20 protein-coding genes are annotated in these 17,687 nt (G+C 31.5%); 8 read left to right on the top strand and 12 right to left on the bottom strand.

Annotated features, from left to right (window positions below):
• Nucleotides 1-8 precede the first annotated feature (8 nt).
• A complete protein-coding gene (recR, locus tag N5E64_RS08020; RefSeq protein ID WP_280036931.1) occupies nucleotides 9-623 on the top strand; it encodes a recombination mediator RecR in 615 nt (204 codons plus the stop codon).
• Nucleotides 624-1,694, top strand: coding sequence for a glycosyltransferase family 2 protein (locus N5E64_RS08015; protein ID WP_280036928.1), 1,071 nt, complete (start codon nucleotides 624-626; stop codon nucleotides 1,692-1,694).
• 19 nt (nucleotides 1,695-1,713) lie between these two features.
• On the opposite strand, the gene N5E64_RS08010 is transcribed toward N5E64_RS08015, so the two are convergent.
• From N5E64_RS08010 to rsfS, 6 genes are all read right to left on the bottom strand, one after another.
• Nucleotides 1,714-1,977, bottom strand: coding sequence for a hypothetical protein (locus N5E64_RS08010; RefSeq protein WP_115001599.1), 264 nt, complete (start codon nucleotides 1,975-1,977; stop codon nucleotides 1,714-1,716).
• A gap of 83 nt (nucleotides 1,978-2,060) precedes the next feature.
• Nucleotides 2,061-2,711 carry a phosphatidylserine decarboxylase family protein gene (locus tag N5E64_RS08005; RefSeq protein ID WP_125350513.1) on the bottom strand — a complete coding sequence of 217 codons (651 nt, stop codon included), beginning with the start codon at nucleotides 2,709-2,711 and terminating at the stop codon, nucleotides 2,061-2,063.
• Nucleotides 2,708-3,556: a phosphatidate cytidylyltransferase gene (locus N5E64_RS08000; protein WP_125350512.1), complete on the bottom strand. Its 849-nt coding sequence runs from the start codon at nucleotides 3,554-3,556 to the stop codon at nucleotides 2,708-2,710. Before N5E64_RS08000 ends, N5E64_RS08005 begins: the two co-directional genes overlap by 4 nt.
• 2 nt (nucleotides 3,557-3,558) lie before the next feature.
• Complete coding sequence (locus tag N5E64_RS07995; protein ID WP_280036921.1) at nucleotides 3,559-4,164, bottom strand: hypothetical protein; 606 nt, start codon at nucleotides 4,162-4,164, stop codon at nucleotides 3,559-3,561.
• Between the two features lie 131 nt (nucleotides 4,165-4,295).
• Entirely contained in the window at nucleotides 4,296-6,308 is a 2,013-nt protein-coding gene (gene ftsH / locus N5E64_RS07990; protein ID WP_280036918.1) for an ATP-dependent zinc metalloprotease FtsH, read from the bottom strand.
• A gap of 22 nt (nucleotides 6,309-6,330) precedes the next feature.
• Nucleotides 6,331-6,699 (bottom strand): ribosome silencing factor, encoded by a 369-nt coding sequence (gene rsfS, locus N5E64_RS07985; RefSeq protein WP_038331822.1) that lies wholly within the window; start codon nucleotides 6,697-6,699, stop codon nucleotides 6,331-6,333.
• A gap of 93 nt (nucleotides 6,700-6,792) precedes the next feature.
• Here rsfS and N5E64_RS07980 point away from each other — a divergent pair, with 93 nt between their 5' ends.
• From N5E64_RS07980 to N5E64_RS07965, 4 genes are read left to right on the top strand one after another with little or no spacing between them, the layout of a single operon-like run.
• Nucleotides 6,793-7,506 (top strand): biotin--[acetyl-CoA-carboxylase] ligase, encoded by a 714-nt coding sequence (locus N5E64_RS07980; RefSeq protein WP_280036916.1) that lies wholly within the window; start codon nucleotides 6,793-6,795, stop codon nucleotides 7,504-7,506.
• 27 nt (nucleotides 7,507-7,533) lie between these two features.
• Nucleotides 7,534-8,049: an isopentenyl-diphosphate Delta-isomerase gene (idi, locus tag N5E64_RS07975; protein ID WP_280036915.1), complete on the top strand. Its 516-nt coding sequence runs from the start codon at nucleotides 7,534-7,536 to the stop codon at nucleotides 8,047-8,049.
• Nucleotides 8,050-8,061: 12 nt separating this feature from the next.
• Complete coding sequence (locus N5E64_RS07970) at nucleotides 8,062-8,472, top strand: 6-carboxytetrahydropterin synthase (RefSeq protein ID WP_280036913.1); 411 nt, start codon at nucleotides 8,062-8,064, stop codon at nucleotides 8,470-8,472.
• Nucleotides 8,469-8,921: a peroxiredoxin gene (locus N5E64_RS07965; protein ID WP_115001585.1), complete on the top strand. Its 453-nt coding sequence runs from the start codon at nucleotides 8,469-8,471 to the stop codon at nucleotides 8,919-8,921. Before N5E64_RS07970 ends, N5E64_RS07965 begins: the two co-directional genes overlap by 4 nt.
• On the opposite strand, the gene N5E64_RS07960 is transcribed toward N5E64_RS07965, so the two are convergent.
• Nucleotides 8,918-9,100 carry a hypothetical protein gene (locus N5E64_RS07960; protein WP_115001584.1) on the bottom strand — a complete coding sequence of 61 codons (183 nt, stop codon included), beginning with the start codon at nucleotides 9,098-9,100 and terminating at the stop codon, nucleotides 8,918-8,920. The two genes, N5E64_RS07965 and N5E64_RS07960, sit on opposite strands and share 4 nt — an antisense overlap.
• 75 nt (nucleotides 9,101-9,175) lie before the next feature.
• Nucleotides 9,176-9,850: a YiiX/YebB-like N1pC/P60 family cysteine hydrolase gene (locus N5E64_RS07955; RefSeq protein ID WP_257467987.1), complete on the bottom strand. Its 675-nt coding sequence runs from the start codon at nucleotides 9,848-9,850 to the stop codon at nucleotides 9,176-9,178.
• A gap of 43 nt (nucleotides 9,851-9,893) precedes the next feature.
• On the opposite strand from N5E64_RS07955, the gene N5E64_RS07950 reads away from it, so the two are divergent.
• Nucleotides 9,894-10,256 (top strand): hypothetical protein, encoded by a 363-nt coding sequence (locus N5E64_RS07950; RefSeq protein WP_219033679.1) that lies wholly within the window; start codon nucleotides 9,894-9,896, stop codon nucleotides 10,254-10,256.
• A 78-nt stretch (nucleotides 10,257-10,334) separates the two neighbouring features.
• A complete protein-coding gene (gene gcvT, locus N5E64_RS07945; RefSeq protein WP_280036906.1) occupies nucleotides 10,335-11,411 on the top strand; it encodes a glycine cleavage system aminomethyltransferase GcvT in 1,077 nt (358 codons plus the stop codon).
• Between the two features lie 288 nt (nucleotides 11,412-11,699).
• Here gcvT and N5E64_RS07940 read toward each other — a convergent pair whose 3' ends face one another.
• The 4 genes from N5E64_RS07940 to N5E64_RS07925 form a co-directional block, all read right to left on the bottom strand.
• Entirely contained in the window at nucleotides 11,700-12,197 is a 498-nt protein-coding gene (locus N5E64_RS07940) for a DinB family protein (protein WP_280036904.1), read from the bottom strand.
• An 89-nt stretch (nucleotides 12,198-12,286) separates the two neighbouring features.
• Nucleotides 12,287-12,730, bottom strand: a complete 444-nt coding sequence (locus tag N5E64_RS07935; RefSeq protein WP_038331840.1) for a hypothetical protein — start codon at nucleotides 12,728-12,730, stop codon at nucleotides 12,287-12,289.
• Nucleotides 12,708-14,516, bottom strand: a complete 1,809-nt coding sequence (gene uvrC, locus N5E64_RS07930) for an excinuclease ABC subunit UvrC (protein ID WP_280036900.1) — start codon at nucleotides 14,514-14,516, stop codon at nucleotides 12,708-12,710. Before uvrC ends, N5E64_RS07935 begins: the two co-directional genes overlap by 23 nt.
• Nucleotides 14,516-17,626 (bottom strand): exodeoxyribonuclease V subunit beta, encoded by a 3,111-nt coding sequence (locus N5E64_RS07925; RefSeq protein ID WP_221854195.1) that lies wholly within the window; start codon nucleotides 17,624-17,626, stop codon nucleotides 14,516-14,518. Before N5E64_RS07925 ends, uvrC begins: the two co-directional genes overlap by 1 nt.
• Nucleotides 17,627-17,687 lie beyond the last annotated feature (61 nt).

Raw genomic sequence — 17,687 nt, 5'->3', positions numbered from 1 at the left:
TTGAACGAATGAATTACCCAAGCAAGGTTTTAGAGCGAGCTGTAGAAGAAATGTCAAATTTGCCAGGAATAGGAAAGAGAACAGCTTTGCGACTTGTTTTACATATGTTAAATAGTCCCAAATCTCAAACGACGGCTTTGTCCGAAGCGCTTTCTCATTTGGTGAATGATGTTAAATATTGTCAACATTGTCATACGATTTCTGATGATGAGGTTTGTGATATTTGCAACAATCCATTGCGAGAAGAAACTATAATTTGTGTGGTAGAAGATGTACGCGATGTGATGGCAATTGAAAACACAGGACAATTTAAAGGACAATATCACGTTTTAGGAGGAAAGATTTCTCCAATGGAAGGCATTGGACCTGGTCAATTGAATATTCAAACGTTGGTTGATCGTGTTCAAAATGAAAATGTGAAGGAAATAATTTTTGCTTTAAGTTCGACAATGGAAGGAGATACAACTGTTTTCTATTTGTACCGACAATTAAAGAATGCCGAAATTATTTTTTCTACCATTGCACGAGGTCTTGGTGTAGGAGATGAGTTAGAATATGCAGACGAAGCGACGCTGGTTCGTTCTATACAACATCGAATCCCGTATTCAGAAAATAAATTTTAGATGAAATTATCGATAATTATTGTTAGTTATAATGCGCCAAAACATTTAGAGCTTTGTCTTGATTCGTGTCAGGAGGCTTTGAAAAATGTAGATGGCGAAATAATTGTAATTGATAATAATTCATCGGAAATTGATTTTACATTCCTAAAAAAAACTTTTCCTATTGTAAACTTTTTATTTCAAAAAGAGAATCTTGGTTTTGCAAAAGCGAATAATATTGGGGTTGAGAATGCTTTGGGAGAATATATCCTAATTCTTAATCCAGATACAATTATTCCAGAGAATTTATTCGAATCTTTGATTGAATTTCATCAGTCGAAAGAAAAAATAGGTTTTGTGGGAGTACGAATGATAGATACAAACGGCAATTTTCATCCAGAATCTAAACGAAATATTCCGACAGCTAAAAATTCATTTTCTAAGTTGTATAGTCGATTTAATCATTCAAAGAAAAATAATTATTACAAATTAGAAGTTGGTGAATTTGAAGTTGCTCCTTGCGAAATTTTAGTTGGTGCTTTTATGTTTACTACGAAAAAAATCTATCAAGAAATTGGAGGATTTGATCCGCGTTATTTTATGTACGGAGAAGATATAGATTTGTCTTTTAGTGCAGAATTAGCTGGTTATAAAAATTATTATAAAGGAGATATAACGGTTTTACATTACAAAGGAGAAAGTACGAAAAAGGATAAAAAATATTACAAACATTTTTTTGAAGCCATGATGATTTTCTTGGCGAAATATTATCAAAAAAATTGGTTGCATTATCAACTTTTACGTTCGGGAATTTTGATTAAATATTTAATTCAATTATTTAAATTTTCTTTACATTCATCTAATAATACTTCTAAAATAGAAGTAAAAGCAGAAAATTTATTTTGGATTGATAAGAAATCAGATTTCAAATCTTTATCAAATAATGAAATTGCAATTGATGCAAGTTTTTTTACTTATCAAGAGATATTATCAATCATTTCTGAAAACAACTCTTCTTCACGTTCATTTTATATTCGCCCTAAAAATAAAAATTATTTAATAGGTGATGATAAACTGATTATAAATCTATAAAAACAAAAAAAGCTGAATCTTAATGACCAGCTTTTACAGTATCTTTTTTCTCAACTTTCGGAGTTTCTACAGTTTTTGTAGAATCTTTTACTTCCTCATGTTTTTCTTCAACAGCTTCTTCATGTTTTGCATGACCTTCGTGAGCAGCTTCAGACTTGTGGTGCATTTCTTCAGCAGTAGCTGGTTCGTGAACTACAGGAAGTACACCATGGTTTACACCTGCTTTAGAGTTACAAGATGTAGCAAATGCAGCAACAGCTACTAAAAGAATTAATTTTTTCATGACGTACAAAATTTATTGTATGAATATATTGTTATAATTGTTTTGACAAAATTAGTTAAAAACATTGAGTTCAACTAACTGATTTATTTCAATTGTGCAATTTTCTGAATTCCACCTTTTGTTTTATCTCCAACCTTTACATTGATTTCAGTATCAAGTGGTAAAAAGATATCTACACGAGATCCGAATTTGATAAAACCATATTCTTTACCAGCAACAGCTGTATCATTCTCTTTACTGTAGCAAACAATTCTTCTCGCAACAGCACCAGCAATTTGTCTAAAAAGAACTTTTGTATGATCTGTATTTTCTACAACAACAGTTGTTCTTTCGTTTAACTCTGATGATTTAGGATGAAATGCTACCAAAAATTTCCCTGGATGATATTTAGAATAAATAACCTTACCATTCACAGGATAACGTGTTACGTGTACATTAAGTGGCGTCATGAAAATAGATAATTGAATACATTTTTGATTCAAAAATTCACTTTCATATACTTCTTCTAATACAACTACTTTTCCATCTACCGGCGCAATAACACAATTTTCAGATGAATCTGATTCACGAATTGGATTTCTAAAAAACCAAACGACAAATCCATAAAGAATCCATAATGGTAAAGCGAATAAAAGACCATAAACAGGAAAAAAGTAATGTAATACTCCTGTAGCGATTGCAAATAAAATTAAGCAACCTATCAAAATTGCAGTTCCTTCTCTGTGAAGTTTCATAAAGTATATACTAATAAATAATATAAATAAACAAATGGTGTGACAAATATAAAACTATCTAATCGATCTAAAAAACCACCATGACCCGGAATTAAATTGCTGCTGTCTTTTACATTGAAAAAACGTTTCAATTTAGATTCTGTTAAGTCACCTAAAGGTCCTAATGCAGCAACGATTAAACCTATAATCATCCAATTACCATGTAAGTTTTCTCCAAAATATTTCTGAATAAAAAATCCAGTTAATAAAGTGAAAATAATTCCACCAAAAAAGCCTTCCCACGTTTTAGCTCCAGAAATTTTTGGTGCTAATTTGTGTTTTCCGATTAAGTTTCCTGTTAAATAAGCAAATGTATCGCTGCACCAAAGTAATAAGAAAACAAAAAATACTTCGTAGTGCATTACTTTTTCACCTAAACTATAATCAAAACTTGGTAGAGTAAGTGCAATAGCGAAAGGAGCGATGACGTAGGTTAAACCTAAAGTAGCTTTACCAAAATCATTCAATAACTCATTTGTTGATTTGAAAATAACATAAATACTAAAAATAAATAAAACAGGTATAATGAAATATAAACTTCGTAAATAAAAATAGTAGTGATTTGTAGTTTCAAAGGCTTGTAAAAACTCTTTCCCATAATATCCAAATACAACTAAAGCAGCTAAAAGTGAACCTAATTGATAAAGTTTATTGGTAAGATTGGTGATTTTAAAGAATTCGTACAAACAAAAAAGTCCAAAAACCATCATTAAAACGATTAAACCTTTTGGATGTATTGTTGTTCCGAAAAATATTACAAGTGCATAAATAAGTCCCGAAAATGCTCTAATTGCTAAATTTTTCATAGCTATTCTTCAACCAATAACAAATAAATATTCTTCGCATTCTGTATATTAGGAAATTTGTGCATGTTTTTCCCTCGAATAGAAGTTATTTTAGATGGTAGGTTGTCTTTTTTTAATGTTCGTAATTTCTGTAATGCCGCTCCCACATTTTCTACTAATTGCGATGGGCGTGCATAGATAATAAAATTTGATGGAAAATCATCTATATTTCTTCCACAAGTTTGATGTGCAGATAACATAATACTACCATCAAAGGCAATTAAGAACTCGCAACTAAGAAAACTAAGCGTGTAACGAGAATCGCAAGGATTAACTACAAACGGGATTTGATTAGTTGTTAACATCTCTTGAAGCTTTGGATCAAGACAAATTAACTCAGTTACATTTTCGTAATTGATAATTTCTTTTAAGTTCTGAAAAGCTTCTTGATTGTTATCGCAGAATAAAAAGTGACCACCACCAGCGTTGAAGTTTGTCGCAAAAACTTCATCCATAGAAATATTATCCTCAGAATAATTTGGATGAAATAAATCAATATGATTATCATCGTCTTTATTCTCAGATTTCTCTGTTGCTTTTTTAAGTAGGTTTTTAATTGCTTTCCACATGGGAACTTATGATTTTTGTACGGTTTAATACAATTTCAGCCTAAAGGTAATAAATTTTAACAATATAATAAGAAGTAAAAAAAAAATCGTCCAAATAGGACGATTTTTTCTATTATTTTGAATGAATTTGATTAAATATCATTTCCAGATTCTGGTTGAACAACTTGTTCTGAACCAGCTTCTATAGCTTCCTCTTGTTTTTCTTCGATTTGATCTAATTCGTTTACAAATTTTCTTGGTCCGAAAATTTCTTCCAAATCTTCTCTAAAGATCACCTCTTTCTCAATTAATTTTTGAGCTAAAACATCTAATTGATCGCGATGTTCACGTAAAATATCTTTTGCTCTATCATATTGAGCTTCGATCATTGTTTTTACCTCTTTATCAATTACCTGAGCAGTTTGTTCTGAATAAGGCTTGCTGAAACCATATTCATTTTGTCCAGATGAATCGTAATAAGAAACATTACCAACTTCTTTGTTCAATCCGTAAATACTAACCATTGCAGAAGCTTGTTTTGTAACTTTTTCCAAATCACTTAATGCACCTGTAGAAATATTATTGAAAACAACTTCCTCAGCAGCACGACCACCCATTGTCATACACATTTCGTCTAACAATTGTTCTGTCGTTGTAATTTGTCTTTCTTCTGGCAAATACCAAGCGGCACCTAACGAACGTCCACGAGGAACGATAGTTACTTTTACCAATGGCGCAGCGTGTTCTGTTAACCAACCAATTGTCGCGTGACCAGCTTCGTGATAAGCGATACGTTTTTTCTCAGAAGGTTTAATCACTTTACTTTTTTTCTCTAATCCACCAATAATACGGTCAACAGCGTCTAAAAAGTCTTGTTTTTCTACAACGTCTTTGTTTTTACGAGCAGCAACTAAAGCGGCTTCATTACAAACATTGAAAATATCTGCACCAGAGAAACCTGGCGTTTGTTTTGCTAAAAATTCGATTTCAACATCTTCACCTAATTTTAATGGACGTAAGTGAACCGCGAAGATTTCTTTACGTTCGTTTAATTCAGGTAAATCAACGTGAATAATACGGTCAAAACGACCTGGACGCATCAATGCTTTATCCAATACATCAGCACGGTTTGTTGCAGCAATCACAATTACGTTAGATTCTGTTCCGAAACCATCCATTTCTGTTAATAATTGGTTTAATGTATTTTCGCGTTCGTCATTAGAACCTGTAAAGTTTGATTTTCCACGTGCACGACCAATTGCATCAATCTCATCAATAAAGATAATTGAAGGAGATTTTTCTTTTGCATTTTTGAATAAGTCACGTACACGAGATGCACCAACTCCCACAAACATTTCTACGAAATCTGATCCTGATAATGAGAAGAAAGGCACTTTCGCTTCTCCAGCAACAGCTTTTGCTAATAAGGTTTTACCTGTACCTGGAGGTCCTACTAATAAGGCTCCTTTAGGGATACGTCCACCTAATTTTGTGAATTTTTCTGGGTGTTTCAAGAATTCAACGATTTCTTCGATTTCTTCTTTTGCACCTTCTAAACCTGCAACATCTTTGAAAGTTGTTTTGATATGATCATCACCTTCAAATAATTTCGCTTTCGATTTTCCGACAGAGAAAATTCCTCCGCCACCTCCAGCAGATCCGCCTCCGCCCATTCGTCTAAATAGTAAGAAGTAGATTAATCCGAAGAAAATTAATGAAATGAAAAGATTCATAAACAAACTTCCAAAACCATTTGAAATTTGTGTGTTAAGAACGGCAGTTTTATTTGGACTCTTTTCTACGTTAGCATAAAAATCTTTTTCAAAATTTCCTGCATCAGCAACATTGAAAATAAAGTTTGGAGTACCTGTAGCAAAAGGATTTAAAGTTTCGTTTGATTTTTTAAACTTTTTAAATTCTTCAGTATTCAGAGCTGCGTCCGTTAAATATACACTTACACGTCCTGATTCTTTTTCTAGATTGGCTTCTTTTACGTAACCTTTTTCTACATAAGAAAGGAAAGTCGTACGGTCTATATTTTTAGTAGTTCCGCCGGCACCTCCAATGTTATCAGAAAATAATAGAAAGGCAATCAGCAATAATCCAATAATGGCATATATCCATGTAGGATTAAACCCCGAAGGTTTAAAATTATTTTTTTTCAATTTTTTTTGGTTTCAGTTATGATTAATATTCCATTTCGATACGCGTCTCTACAGCATCACCCCAAAGACTTTCGATATCGTAATATTCTCTGTATTCTTTTTGGAAAATATGGACAATAACATTTGTGTAGTCCAACAAAACCCATTGATTGTTTTGTGTTCCTTCTACATGAAAAGGTCTTTCTGACATTTCTGTTTTTACAGTTCTTTCAATCGAACCTGCTAAAGCACTAACTTGTGTATTCGAGTTTCCGGTACAAATAACGAAGTATTGACAAAATGCATTTTCAATTTCGCGTAAATCTAGAATTGTAATTTCTTCTCCTTTAACATTTGTAATTCCGTCAACAATGCTATCTAGCAAGTCTTTTGTATATTGAGTATCTATCATCTTTTATTTTGTAATTCGCAAATTTAGTGAATCCTTATTAAAGTTTAAACTTTTTAAAATAACTTTAACCACTCTATAAAAATAGTAAAAAAAATGTATTTAATTAGTTTTGATTCTTTGCCTAATACGAATGAGTTCTTGGTGGATTTGTCCAAAAAAGATGCCAATAGTTGGACTGTCATACATGCTAAAAATCAAACAAAAGGAAAAGGTTATGCAGGAAATGAGTGGAAAGTTGTCGCAGGAGAAAATTTAACCTTTAGTTTTTTGCTGAAAACGGATTATAGTTTTCAAGAATTAATTTATTTTAACGAATGGATTTCGAATGTTATTTGTCTATTTTTAAAACAATTTCATCCAAAATCTAACGTAAAATGGCCAAATGATATCATTTTAAATGATAAAAAGGTTTGCGGAATTTTAATTGAGAATCATCGTTCTAATGGAATAATGAATTCTGTGATTGGAATTGGAATTAATGTCAATCAAGCTGACTTTAATCACTTACCAAAAGCAACATCTATTCGAAAAATAACTGACAAAGAATATGACATCGAGGAAATTTTGGCAGATTTAATGCATCATTTCGAAAATGAATATCCAATTTTAGAACAAAAAAAATTCGAACAAATTCATCAAACATATTTAGATAATCTATTTAGAAAAGATGAAATCTCACAATTTAAATTAGATGGAGTAGAAGTAGACGGAATGATTAGAGATGTAAATGAAGCAGGAAATTTACTAATTGAAATCAATCAAGAATTGCGAGAATTTAAACACAAAGAAATCGAACTTCTTTTTTAATCCTACATAAATGGTTATTTTTGTTTTATGGAAGAATTTGTAGTTTTAGTTGATCAGGACGATCAAAAATTAGGATTGATGGAGAAGCAACAGGCTCATGTAGCTGGTTTGTTGCATCGTGCATTTTCTGTTTTTGTATTCAATTCCAAAGGAGAATTGATGATTCAGCAACGAGCTGCGAGCAAATACCATTCGCCAACGTTGTGGACAAACACATGTTGTAGTCATCCGCGCGATAACGAAACATACGAACAAGCGGCGCATAGACGTTTGGAAGAGGAAATGGGATTTGATTGCGAATTAGAATATAAATTCAATTTCATCTACAAAGCGCATTTAGAAAATGATTTGATTGAGCATGAATTAGACCATGTTTTTATCGGAACATTTGATGAAGAACCAAAGCTAAATCCTGATGAAGTGATGGCTTATCGTTGGGTAGAATTGGATGATTTGAAAAAAGATATGGAAAAAAATCCTCAGAATTATACAGCTTGGTTCAAAATAATTTTTGAACATTACGTTTCGTATATCGAAGAATAAAAATTTATACAGATGAAGGTTACTGTCAACAGAAAAGCACATTTTAACGCTGCGCACCGATTGTTTAACAAGAATTGGAGCGATGAACAGAATTTTGAAGTTTTCGGAAAATGTTCTTACCCAAATTATCACGGACACAATTATGAAATTATTGTGGCGGTGAAAGGTGAAGTTGATCCAGAAACAGGTTTTGTGATGAATTTGGACGAATTACGAAAAATTGTCGCGGTTGAAGTTGAAGAGTATTTGGATCATAAAAATCTAAATGTTGATATTGAAGAATTTAAAACTATCAATCCAACTGCCGAAAATATTGTGATTTTGATTTGGAATAAAATTAGAGCAAAATTAGCGACTGATTTAGAATTGAAAGTAACTTTATACGAAACTCCACGTAATTTCGTAGAATACACAGGCGAATGAAATTAGGCGATCACATTCCAACTTTTTCGTTGGAGGATAATAAAGGAAATTGGTTTAATTCGGACGAGTTTTTGTACAAAAAATATTTTGTTTTATTCTTTTATCCAATGAATTTTACGCCAATGTGTACAAAAGAAGTCTGTCAATTTCGTGATGTAAATACAGATTTTAATGCTTTAGATGCTGTGATTGTCGGAATAAATGGACAATCAACTTCTTCTCACGAAAAGTTTTATACAAAACATCAACTAAACTTTCCGTTGCTTTCTGATAAAGGCGCAAAGTTGTCGAAGTTGTTGGGAATTAAAAAGAAATTTGGTTTAATCACCCCGAGAGAAACTTTTGTATTCAATAAACAAGGAAAATTAATCAAACACATTGTTTCAAATGTTGCCGAAACGCACATCGAGGAAGCGATGCAAGCAATAAAAAAAGACCAAGAAAATTAGTTTTCTTGGTCTTTTTGTTTGTACAACATTTTTCTTACAAAAACGCGATAAATAAAAAAGATAACCGTTCCAATTGCCGAATAAACCAACATTGTTTGCACATCGCTTTTATCGAACAAATATTTTAGTCCAAATAACACGAAAAAGAAAATGATACTATAAATGATATTTTGTTTCATGTGGTAAAAGTAGGAATTAATTTATTTGTTATAAAGATTCTATGAATCATTCTGAATTTGTTTCAGAGTTTCATTTTAAAACTTCACCTCACCAACCTTAATTAATTTCTTAGAAGTTGCCAATTGATTTGGATTTGTTCCTGGTTCGTCTTGCGGAACTTTTTTTCCTTTTTTACGATAGAAATCTATCCAAAAATCATCAATAATTCCAGTTTCTTTGTTTTTGAAATTCATGGGAATCAATTCAAAAATAGTATCATCACGAAAAGCTCTTTCCACAAAATCTGAACAATATAATTCGTCATCATTCAAAATGTATAACCAATTATAAGGTTTTCCGAGCATTGTTTTAGCTTTTTCAATTGCATGAGGAATTGTATATTGATATTCATTTTTGAGACGATAAATGACAATTTTATTATTCTTTTCGGTTTGAGAAATGTAAAAATGATGAATTTCCTCTCGTTGCGATCCGCCCATTGGAGCAGCATGTAGAACAAAAATAGAATCATCAGTTTTTTCGATTAAACCAACATGATCAAAATTGGTTTCGTCATTTATTTTTGTCACTCTATTTATCGCGCCCGAAAGTTCTTCTGTTTGCGCACCAACAAAAATCAAATCTCCATTTTGGATATTTTGTAATGAAATTGAATGTTTTTCTTTTAATATTTTTGCTTTTGTACAACTATTCATTGTCAATGTAAATAGAAGTAAAAAGATAGGAAATAAAACGAATATTTTTTTCATTCGGAATGAATTATTACTTTTAATCTACGAATTAACCAAAAAGATGGATTTTAAAAAAATTTTGACCATATCAATTGTCGTTTTATTGATTTTAGTTGGTGCTGCAATTATTATTGGAAGCAACAAAGATCGACGCGTTTTCTTTATTGAGAGCTTTAATAAACCAATTGAAAATGTTATTAATTCTCGTTTGGATACAGATTATTCGTACGAAATTGTAAAAGTAAAAGGTAAAACAAACGATACCATTTTGATTATTCCTTGCGAAGGTTGTCAACCATTGAAATTATCAGGAAAAATAAACGAAAAGTTTATGAACAAATTTGGTAAAGGAAAATCGGTTATGCGTTTCGAGCCGTATAAAGCGACGGAAGGGAATTTAAAAATTATTCATAAAATTAGATAATCTTCTATTAAAGAAATTTTCCTAACAATTAATTCCTTATTTTTGGGAGAATTATAAACTTATCAAAGCAAACAAACAATGAAAGTAACTGCATTAAACCAAAAGCACAAAGATTTAGGTGCGAAAATGGTTCCTTTTGCTGGATATGAAATGCCAGTGCAATACGCAGGTGTTAACCAAGAACACTTTGCTGTTCGAGAAAAAGTTGGTGTTTTTGACGTTTCTCACATGGGACAATTTTTTGTAAAAGGAGAAAAAGCAACAGACTTATTACAACACTTATTGACGAATGATGTAACGAAAGTTGCCATTTGTCAAGCTCAATATAATGCAATGCCAAACGAAAAAGGAGGAATTGTAGATGATTTAATCATTTATAAAATTTCTGATGATGAATGGATGGCAGTTGTAAATGCATCTAATATCGATAAAGATTGGGAATGGATGAACAAACACAATACGTTTGGTGCAGAGTTAACAAATAAATCTGATGAGATGTCTTTGTTAGCAATTCAAGGTCCAAAAGCAATTGAAGCAATGCAGTCGTTGACAGATGTTAATTTAGCTGAAATTCCGTTCTATCATTTCGCAATTGGTACGTTTGCAGGTATGGAAAATGTGATTATTTCTGCAACTGGTTACACTGGTTCAGGAGGTTTCGAGATTTATTTCGCGAATGAGCAAGCAAACGAAATGTGGGACAAAGTAATGGAAGCTGGAAAATCTTTCGATATTGAGCCTTGCGGTTTAGCTTCTCGTGACACATTGCGTTTAGAGAAAGGATACTGCTTATACGGAAATGATATCAATGATGATACAACTCCATTAGAAGCTGGTCTTGGTTGGGTAACGAAATTGGACACAAATTTTATTTCATCTGATATTTTAAAAGCTCAAAAAGAAGCTGGAGTTGAGAAGAAATTAGTTGGTTTCAAAATGATCGAAAGAGGAATTCCTCGCCACGATTATAAAGTTGTAGATGACAACGAGAATACAATCGGTATTGTGACTTCAGGAACGCAGTCTCCAATGTTGAAACAAGGAATTGGTTTAGCATATGTTCATACAGATTTTGCTAAAGTTGGAACAACAATTAGAATTCAAATTCGTGATAAAAATGTATTAGCAGAAGTTGTAAAAACTCCTTTTGTTTAAAACAATATAAAGTCAAAATACAAAAAAGCTTTCGAGGATTTCGAAAGCTTTTTTTATGAATTCACATTAATTGATACTTTTATAGATGTCTTTTTTTGATAAAATCAATAAAATAGATTATTAACTACGAATATTATAAAATTGTTAATATTTCTTAAAAAAAACATAACTTAGATTTGCTTAAATATGATATATGTTATATTTATTGAGATAATAATATTACTGATCAGTAATACAATTAACACTAATTATGATTTTAAGACCTCTATTAGAGGTCTTTTTTATTTTTTAAAACTTTTGAGAATCAGCACTTGGTCCATAACTCGAAGGTAAATCTATTCCAAGTAAGCGATAAAAAACTCCCAATTGAGCGCGGTGATGTGTAATTTGATTTAGTGCATGACGAATTGCTTCATATTTTGTAAAATCTGCGAAGACTGTATCACCAGCAACAATTTTCCAATTATTATTCAATTCTTCATCCGTTGCGTTTTTCAAGGAATTTTCACCCGCTTCGTAATCTTCGTCTAATTTCTTTTGTAAATCTTGCACAGAAGTAAAACTTGTCGGTTTGTAATCTCCTGTAGCAAAATCTAATTTATCAGTTGTTAAAATCAAAGCTGGCCAAGCAAATATTTCGACAATATGATTCGTCAACATTGTAATGTCCATACTTTTTTCATGAGGTTTGTATGTCGTTTTATCCTCAGGGAATCTTGCAATAAATTCTTTGGTAATTTGATACTCGTTTTGCAATTCTTTTGCTAATAATTCTACTATTTTCATGTTGTTTTGATTTGTAGTTAAAAGGTACAAATTTTTGAAATAATTCATAAAAAAAACTGCTTTACTAAATTGTAAAGCAGTTTATATTTTTAGATATCGTCTGTGTATAAATCAATAATTGGACGAGGTTTTTTTCGCTTGATTTGAGTCAGCCAATAGACAAAAATTCCTATTCCATTTCCAAAAATAATAATCGTAATCCAGACCAAGCGATCATCACTTTTTATCAAATTTGGATTCTTTAAAGCATGCACAATAAAGTATACAAAAGAAATCACGCCAGTGAAAAAACTCATCAATACCAAGAAGATAAAAATGATAAGATTTCCTAATAACGCACTCAATAGCGATTTAGAACTTCCTGAATGTCCTAGCTGCACATCGAGCGTACTAAACATCGAATAAAAAATTCCAAAATAACTTAACAAGCCAAGTACAAATAAAGTGATAGGAACAATTGCCAAAGTGGCTTGTAGCTTTGGATTGTTCAAAAGAGACGTTAAATCTCTGTCAATTAGTAGATTTTTCATCATTCGAAAAATAATCTTTTATTTTTTTTGCTTTAGATTTTCCTATACAATCGGTTAATTCTAACAAAGATGCATTTTTTATTCGTTCGACCGATTTAAATTTTGTTAATAATTCTTTAATTGTTTGCGGACCGACACCTTCTATTTCTTCCAAAACCGAATTATAAGCGTTTTTACTTCGACGATTTCGGTGACGCGTAATTCCAAATCGATGCGATTCATCTCGCACATGTTGAAGCACTTTCAAGGTTTCAGAATTTTTGTCCAAATATAACGGATAAGGATCATCTGGATAATAAATTTCTTCTAAACGCTTCGCAATTCCAATCACCGAAACTTTTCCGCGCAATCCCAAACGATCAATCGATTTTAGAGCAGAACTTAATTGCCCTTTTCCACCATCAATTAAAATTAATTGAGGCAAAGATTCTCCTTCTGCCAAAACTCTCGAATATCGTCTTTCAATCACTTCTTCCATCGTTGCAAAATCGTTCGGTCCTTCTACGGTTTTTACATTGAAAATGCGATAATCTTTCTTACTTGGTTTTCCATTTTTGAATACCACACAAGCAGAAACAGGATTCGTTCCTTGAATGTTAGAGTTATCAAAACCTTCTATATGTCGAGGTTCTGCAGGTAAACGTAAATCAACTTTCATCTGATTCATGATACGATTTGTATGACGATCAGGATCGACGATTTTAGTTTGTTTAAGCTGTTCTAAACGATAAATTCGAGTATTTTTTAATGATAAATCGACAATATGTTTTTTATCGCCAATTTTTGGAACTGTAATTTTTCTGAACGGAATTTCTAAACTCAATTCAAACGGAACATAAATTTCTTTCGAAGTTAAATTAAATCGATCTGAAAAATCAATAATTGCGCGCTCCAATAAATCTTCGTCCGTTTCATCCAATTTCTTTTTCCATTCCTCTGTATGCGACTGTATAATAGCACCGTGATAAATTTTCATGAAATTGACATACGCATATTCTTCGTCTGACGTAATCGAAAAAACATCAACATTGGTAATCGTTGGCGAAACAATTGTAGATCGAGATTGATAATTCTGCAACGCTTCAATTTTTTCTTTAATCATTTGCGCTTTTTCAAACTTCAAATCCGATGCATATTTCGTCATTTGATTGACCAAATATTGTTTTGCTTCGTTAAATTCTCCTTTGATAATATTACGAATTGCCGAAATTTGTTCGTTGTATTCTTCTTCGGTTTGATAAGCTTCACAAGGACCAAGACAATTGCCAATATGATATTCTAAACAAACTTTGAATTTATGATTTTCAATATTTTTCTCGCTCAAATCGTACGAACATGTTCTTAGTTGATACAATTCTTTGATCAAACCTAACAAAACTTTCATCGCTTTTCCGTTAGAATATGGTCCAAAATATTCCGAACCATCTTTGATTACATTGCGAGTCGAAAAAATTCGCGGAAATCGTTCATTTTTGATACAAATCCAAGGATAGGTTTTGTCATCTCTTAACAGGATATTATATCGCGGTTGATGTTCTTTAATCAAATTATTTTCCAACAACAACGCGTCATATTCAGAATTTACGTTGATGGTTTCGATGTTATCAATATTACTCACCAAAACACGCAAACGTTTTGAATCGTGTTGTTTATTGAAATACGAATTCACGCGACGCTTCAAGTTTTTCGCTTTGCCAATGTATAACAAATCTCCTTTTTTGTTATAATACTGATAAACACCAGGCGTTTCGGGTAAACTCGCTAATTTTAATTTTACATTTTCATTCATCAAAATACCTCTACAACATTTATTTTTTGCTGTTCATCATCAATATAAATCAAGATTTTGGTCTGAATATTATAACCTAAATTTCTAAAAAAATCTGTATATCTATTCACTTGAAAATGATGATCTAAATCGGGTTGACCAGTTTTATAATCGATAATTGAACAATTATTTTCAGAATCAATTACCACACGATCGGCTCTGAAAATTTGTCCATTTTCATCAATAAAATCGCGTTCATTTAAAACGGTTAAACCTTCAGCAAAATATGGAACTAATTTAGCATCTTGTAATAAATTTTGCAAGGTTTTTTGCAGATGTTCTACATTTTCGACTGAAATTGTACCACGTTGTTTTTCACTTTCGATGATTTTTGGTAAATCATTTTGTGTAACAATTTGCGATAAAATGTTATGAACTGTATTTCCAAATTCGGTGAATTTTAACTTTTCTTGCGCCTTTTCCGAATTCGTATTAATCACTAAACGCGTATTCCAATCCGAAGAATAAATTTTTAACTCAGCCGAAGAGTTTTCTATGATTTTAGGAGTTGAAATTCGTTCTGGAGAACCTTTCAAAATAACTTCATCCTCAGAAAAACCTTTACTGAATACAAATTCGTGTAAATAATTTGCAATATTTTTAGATTTCGAAGATTCTTTCGGTTTTAGCGCAATCATATACAATTGCTCTTTTGCACGCGTTGTTGCAACATAAAGCGTATTAATTTCATCCAATTGAACCAAATTCTCTTCTTCGTCAATCTTCGATTTTATCGCTTCATTTTTGATTGATTTTAATTCATTATTAATTCCAACATAAAATGTTTCGAAGGGATTTTCTTCATCTTTTTGTAATGGAATCCAAATTTTAGAATTCTTACTTTGCCAATCCAAAAATGGTAAAATTACAACTGGAAATTCCAATCCTTTTGATTTATGAATCGTCATAATCTGGATTGCATCGACACCTTTTGGTGTTTTGATACTCGCTTTATCTTTGATCGTTGACCAAAACTCAAGAAATGAATTAAGATCAGATTCGTTTTTTGATGAATATTCTAAAATAACATCCAAAAAGCTCAAAATATAAGCTGGTGAACGCTCTTGTAAATGTAAAGTTCGAATCGCTTTTTCGGTGAAATCGTATAATGAAAGGTTTTGATCTTGAATAAAATCTAAATCAATTCCAACTGATTTGGTTAATTTTAAAAACTTAGGCAAATCACCTTTTAATGCTTTTTCAACTGTGATTGTTAAATCATTCGTTTTGAATAATTCTAATTCATAAGCCACCATCAAAAAACGAATTTTCGATTGCTCGTCTTGAGGATTTGATGTGATTTTGAACAAATATTCAATCAATTGAATTTCGAAAGAATTTTTTAACAACAAAGCTTCATTTGAAATTACAACCAAGTTATTTTCGGTCAAATATTTCGCTAACAAAATCCCTTGCGCATTACTACGAACCAAAATTGCAATATCATTTAAAGAAAAACCATTTGCTCGACAATCTTCTATCGTTTTTAAAACTAATTCTAAATTTTGTTCTTTAAATAAATCTTTCGAACGACCTTCTTGCTCAATGAAGTTTATTTTGACAAACCCATCTTTTTGATGATTGGTCAATTGTTTATTTCCGATTTCGTACAAATATTGAAAACTCGGCAAATTGAGTTGTGGTGCGATAAACGAATACAATTCATTGTTAAATTGGATAATATTCTCGTGGCTTCGCCAGTTTTTTTCTAACTCTTCAACTTTTATATTTTCTTCCTCTTTTCGATCAATTAAATCAATCATTTGCGCAGGATTTCCACCTCGCCAACGATAAATAGACTGTTTTGCATCGCCAACCAGCATAATTGTGTCAGATTGCGCGCGTGCATTTTCCACCAACGGATTCAGATTATTCCATTGTAACGTTGATGTATCTTGAAATTCATCAATAAAATAATGATTGTAACGGGAACCGATTCTCTCATAAATAAAATTGGCAGGTTGTTGTTGCAGATTTTTACTGATAATGGTATTGAATTCATTAATCAACAAAACATTTGAATCTTTTTTGATCGAATCCAATGATTTTTCAACCTCATTAATCAGTGAGATCGAAGATATATTTTTCTGAATCGAAGTTAATAAAAGTAAGTGATCGTTGATATTTGCAGCTTTTTCGAACAAATCTTTTATTTGAGGAAAAATAGATTCAGCAGTTGCATCTTTCACTTTCGAAAGGTAACCACCTTCCAAAATATCTTTTGTGTTGGCATCTGTTGGCAAAATCAAACCAAAACCATCAAAGTTTTTTAATTTTTGAAAAAAAGCTGCAATTCCACGACTTTTTCCTGGTAATTCATTTGCCGAAATTCCATTGTTTGCAAGTAATTCGAAAAACTCATTTCCAATTGTAATCAAACCATCTTTCAAAGTTTTTATATCATCAAAAATAACTTTTCGGTAACGAATAAATTCGTCTAACGAAATGTTTTTTAATTTTTCTAAATCTTGCAAATGTCGATCATTAGAAATATCTGAAGTGTCTGAAGAAAGCGTTTTTCGAATATCCCACGATTTATTTTCGTCCATATTATCCAACGCAATTTTGATCATTGTTTGCGTTAATTTTTCGTCTTCTCCAATTTTTGAATACAACAAATCAACCGATTCATTAATGATTTCATTTGTATTCATTTCGACATCAAAATTCATCGATAATCCCAAATCTTGTGCAAAAGATTTCATTAATCGAAGATTAAATTTATCAATCGTAGAAATCGAAAATTTGGAATAATTATGTAGAATCGCAATCAGAATATTATATGCTTTTGTATTAATGATTTCAGGTTTCAAATTCAATTCCGAAGCTAATTCCAGAATATATTGATTTTCTTTTGGATTAGGATTTTTGGCGATTTCTTCTAACGTTTCGATGATACGTTCTTTCATTTCACCAGCAGCTTTATTGGTAAATGTGATGGCTAAAATATGTTCGAAATGATAATCGCTTTCATTGGTTAATAACAACGAAAGAAATTCTTTCACCAACGTATAAGTTTTACCTGCACCAGCGGATGCATTGTAAATTTTGAAATCGCCTGCTTGTAACAAATTCTGAATTTTTAGGAAAGTTAAACAATCTTCTCAAAAATAAGAAATCAGAATGCCAAAA

This window comes from Empedobacter sp. GD03739 (genome assembly GCF_029843245.1).
GTDB classification, from domain to species: domain Bacteria; phylum Bacteroidota; class Bacteroidia; order Flavobacteriales; family Weeksellaceae; genus Empedobacter; species Empedobacter falsenii_B.
The sequence above is the reverse complement of the archived record's forward strand: the minus strand, read 5'-3'. Positions and strand labels throughout refer to the sequence as shown.

Excerpts from the sequence above, each read along its gene's own strand:
- rsfS (WP_038331822.1), bottom strand. The coding sequence starts at position 6,699 with ATGATAGATACTCAATATACAAAAGACTTGCTAGATAGCATTGTTGAC.
- recR (WP_280036931.1), top strand. The coding sequence starts at position 9 with ATGAATTACCCAAGCAAGGTTTTAGAGCGAGCTGTAGAAGAAATGTCA.
- N5E64_RS08000 (WP_125350512.1), bottom strand. The coding sequence starts at position 3,556 with ATGAAAAATTTAGCAATTAGAGCATTTTCGGGACTTATTTATGCACTT.
- idi (WP_280036915.1), top strand. The coding sequence starts at position 7,534 with ATGGAAGAATTTGTAGTTTTAGTTGATCAGGACGATCAAAAATTAGGA.
- N5E64_RS07940 (WP_280036904.1), bottom strand. The coding sequence starts at position 12,197 with ATGAAAATAGTAGAATTATTAGCAAAAGAATTGCAAAACGAGTATCAA.
- N5E64_RS08005 (WP_125350513.1), bottom strand. The coding sequence starts at position 2,711 with ATGAAACTTCACAGAGAAGGAACTGCAATTTTGATAGGTTGCTTAATT.
- uvrC (WP_280036900.1), bottom strand. The coding sequence starts at position 14,516 with ATGAATGAAAATGTAAAATTAAAATTAGCGAGTTTACCCGAAACGCCT.
- N5E64_RS07960 (WP_115001584.1), bottom strand. The coding sequence starts at position 9,100 with ATGAAACAAAATATCATTTATAGTATCATTTTCTTTTTCGTGTTATTT.
- gcvT (WP_280036906.1), top strand. The coding sequence starts at position 10,335 with ATGAAAGTAACTGCATTAAACCAAAAGCACAAAGATTTAGGTGCGAAA.
- N5E64_RS07955 (WP_257467987.1), bottom strand. The coding sequence starts at position 9,850 with ATGAAAAAAATATTCGTTTTATTTCCTATCTTTTTACTTCTATTTACA.
- N5E64_RS07950 (WP_219033679.1), top strand. The coding sequence starts at position 9,894 with ATGGATTTTAAAAAAATTTTGACCATATCAATTGTCGTTTTATTGATT.
- N5E64_RS07935 (WP_038331840.1), bottom strand. The coding sequence starts at position 12,730 with ATGATGAAAAATCTACTAATTGACAGAGATTTAACGTCTCTTTTGAAC.
- N5E64_RS07970 (WP_280036913.1), top strand. The coding sequence starts at position 8,062 with ATGAAGGTTACTGTCAACAGAAAAGCACATTTTAACGCTGCGCACCGA.
- N5E64_RS08010 (WP_115001599.1), bottom strand. The coding sequence starts at position 1,977 with ATGAAAAAATTAATTCTTTTAGTAGCTGTTGCTGCATTTGCTACATCT.
- N5E64_RS07965 (WP_115001585.1), top strand. The coding sequence starts at position 8,469 with ATGAAATTAGGCGATCACATTCCAACTTTTTCGTTGGAGGATAATAAA.
- N5E64_RS08015 (WP_280036928.1), top strand. The coding sequence starts at position 624 with ATGAAATTATCGATAATTATTGTTAGTTATAATGCGCCAAAACATTTA.
- N5E64_RS07995 (WP_280036921.1), bottom strand. The coding sequence starts at position 4,164 with ATGTGGAAAGCAATTAAAAACCTACTTAAAAAAGCAACAGAGAAATCT.
- N5E64_RS07980 (WP_280036916.1), top strand. The coding sequence starts at position 6,793 with ATGTATTTAATTAGTTTTGATTCTTTGCCTAATACGAATGAGTTCTTG.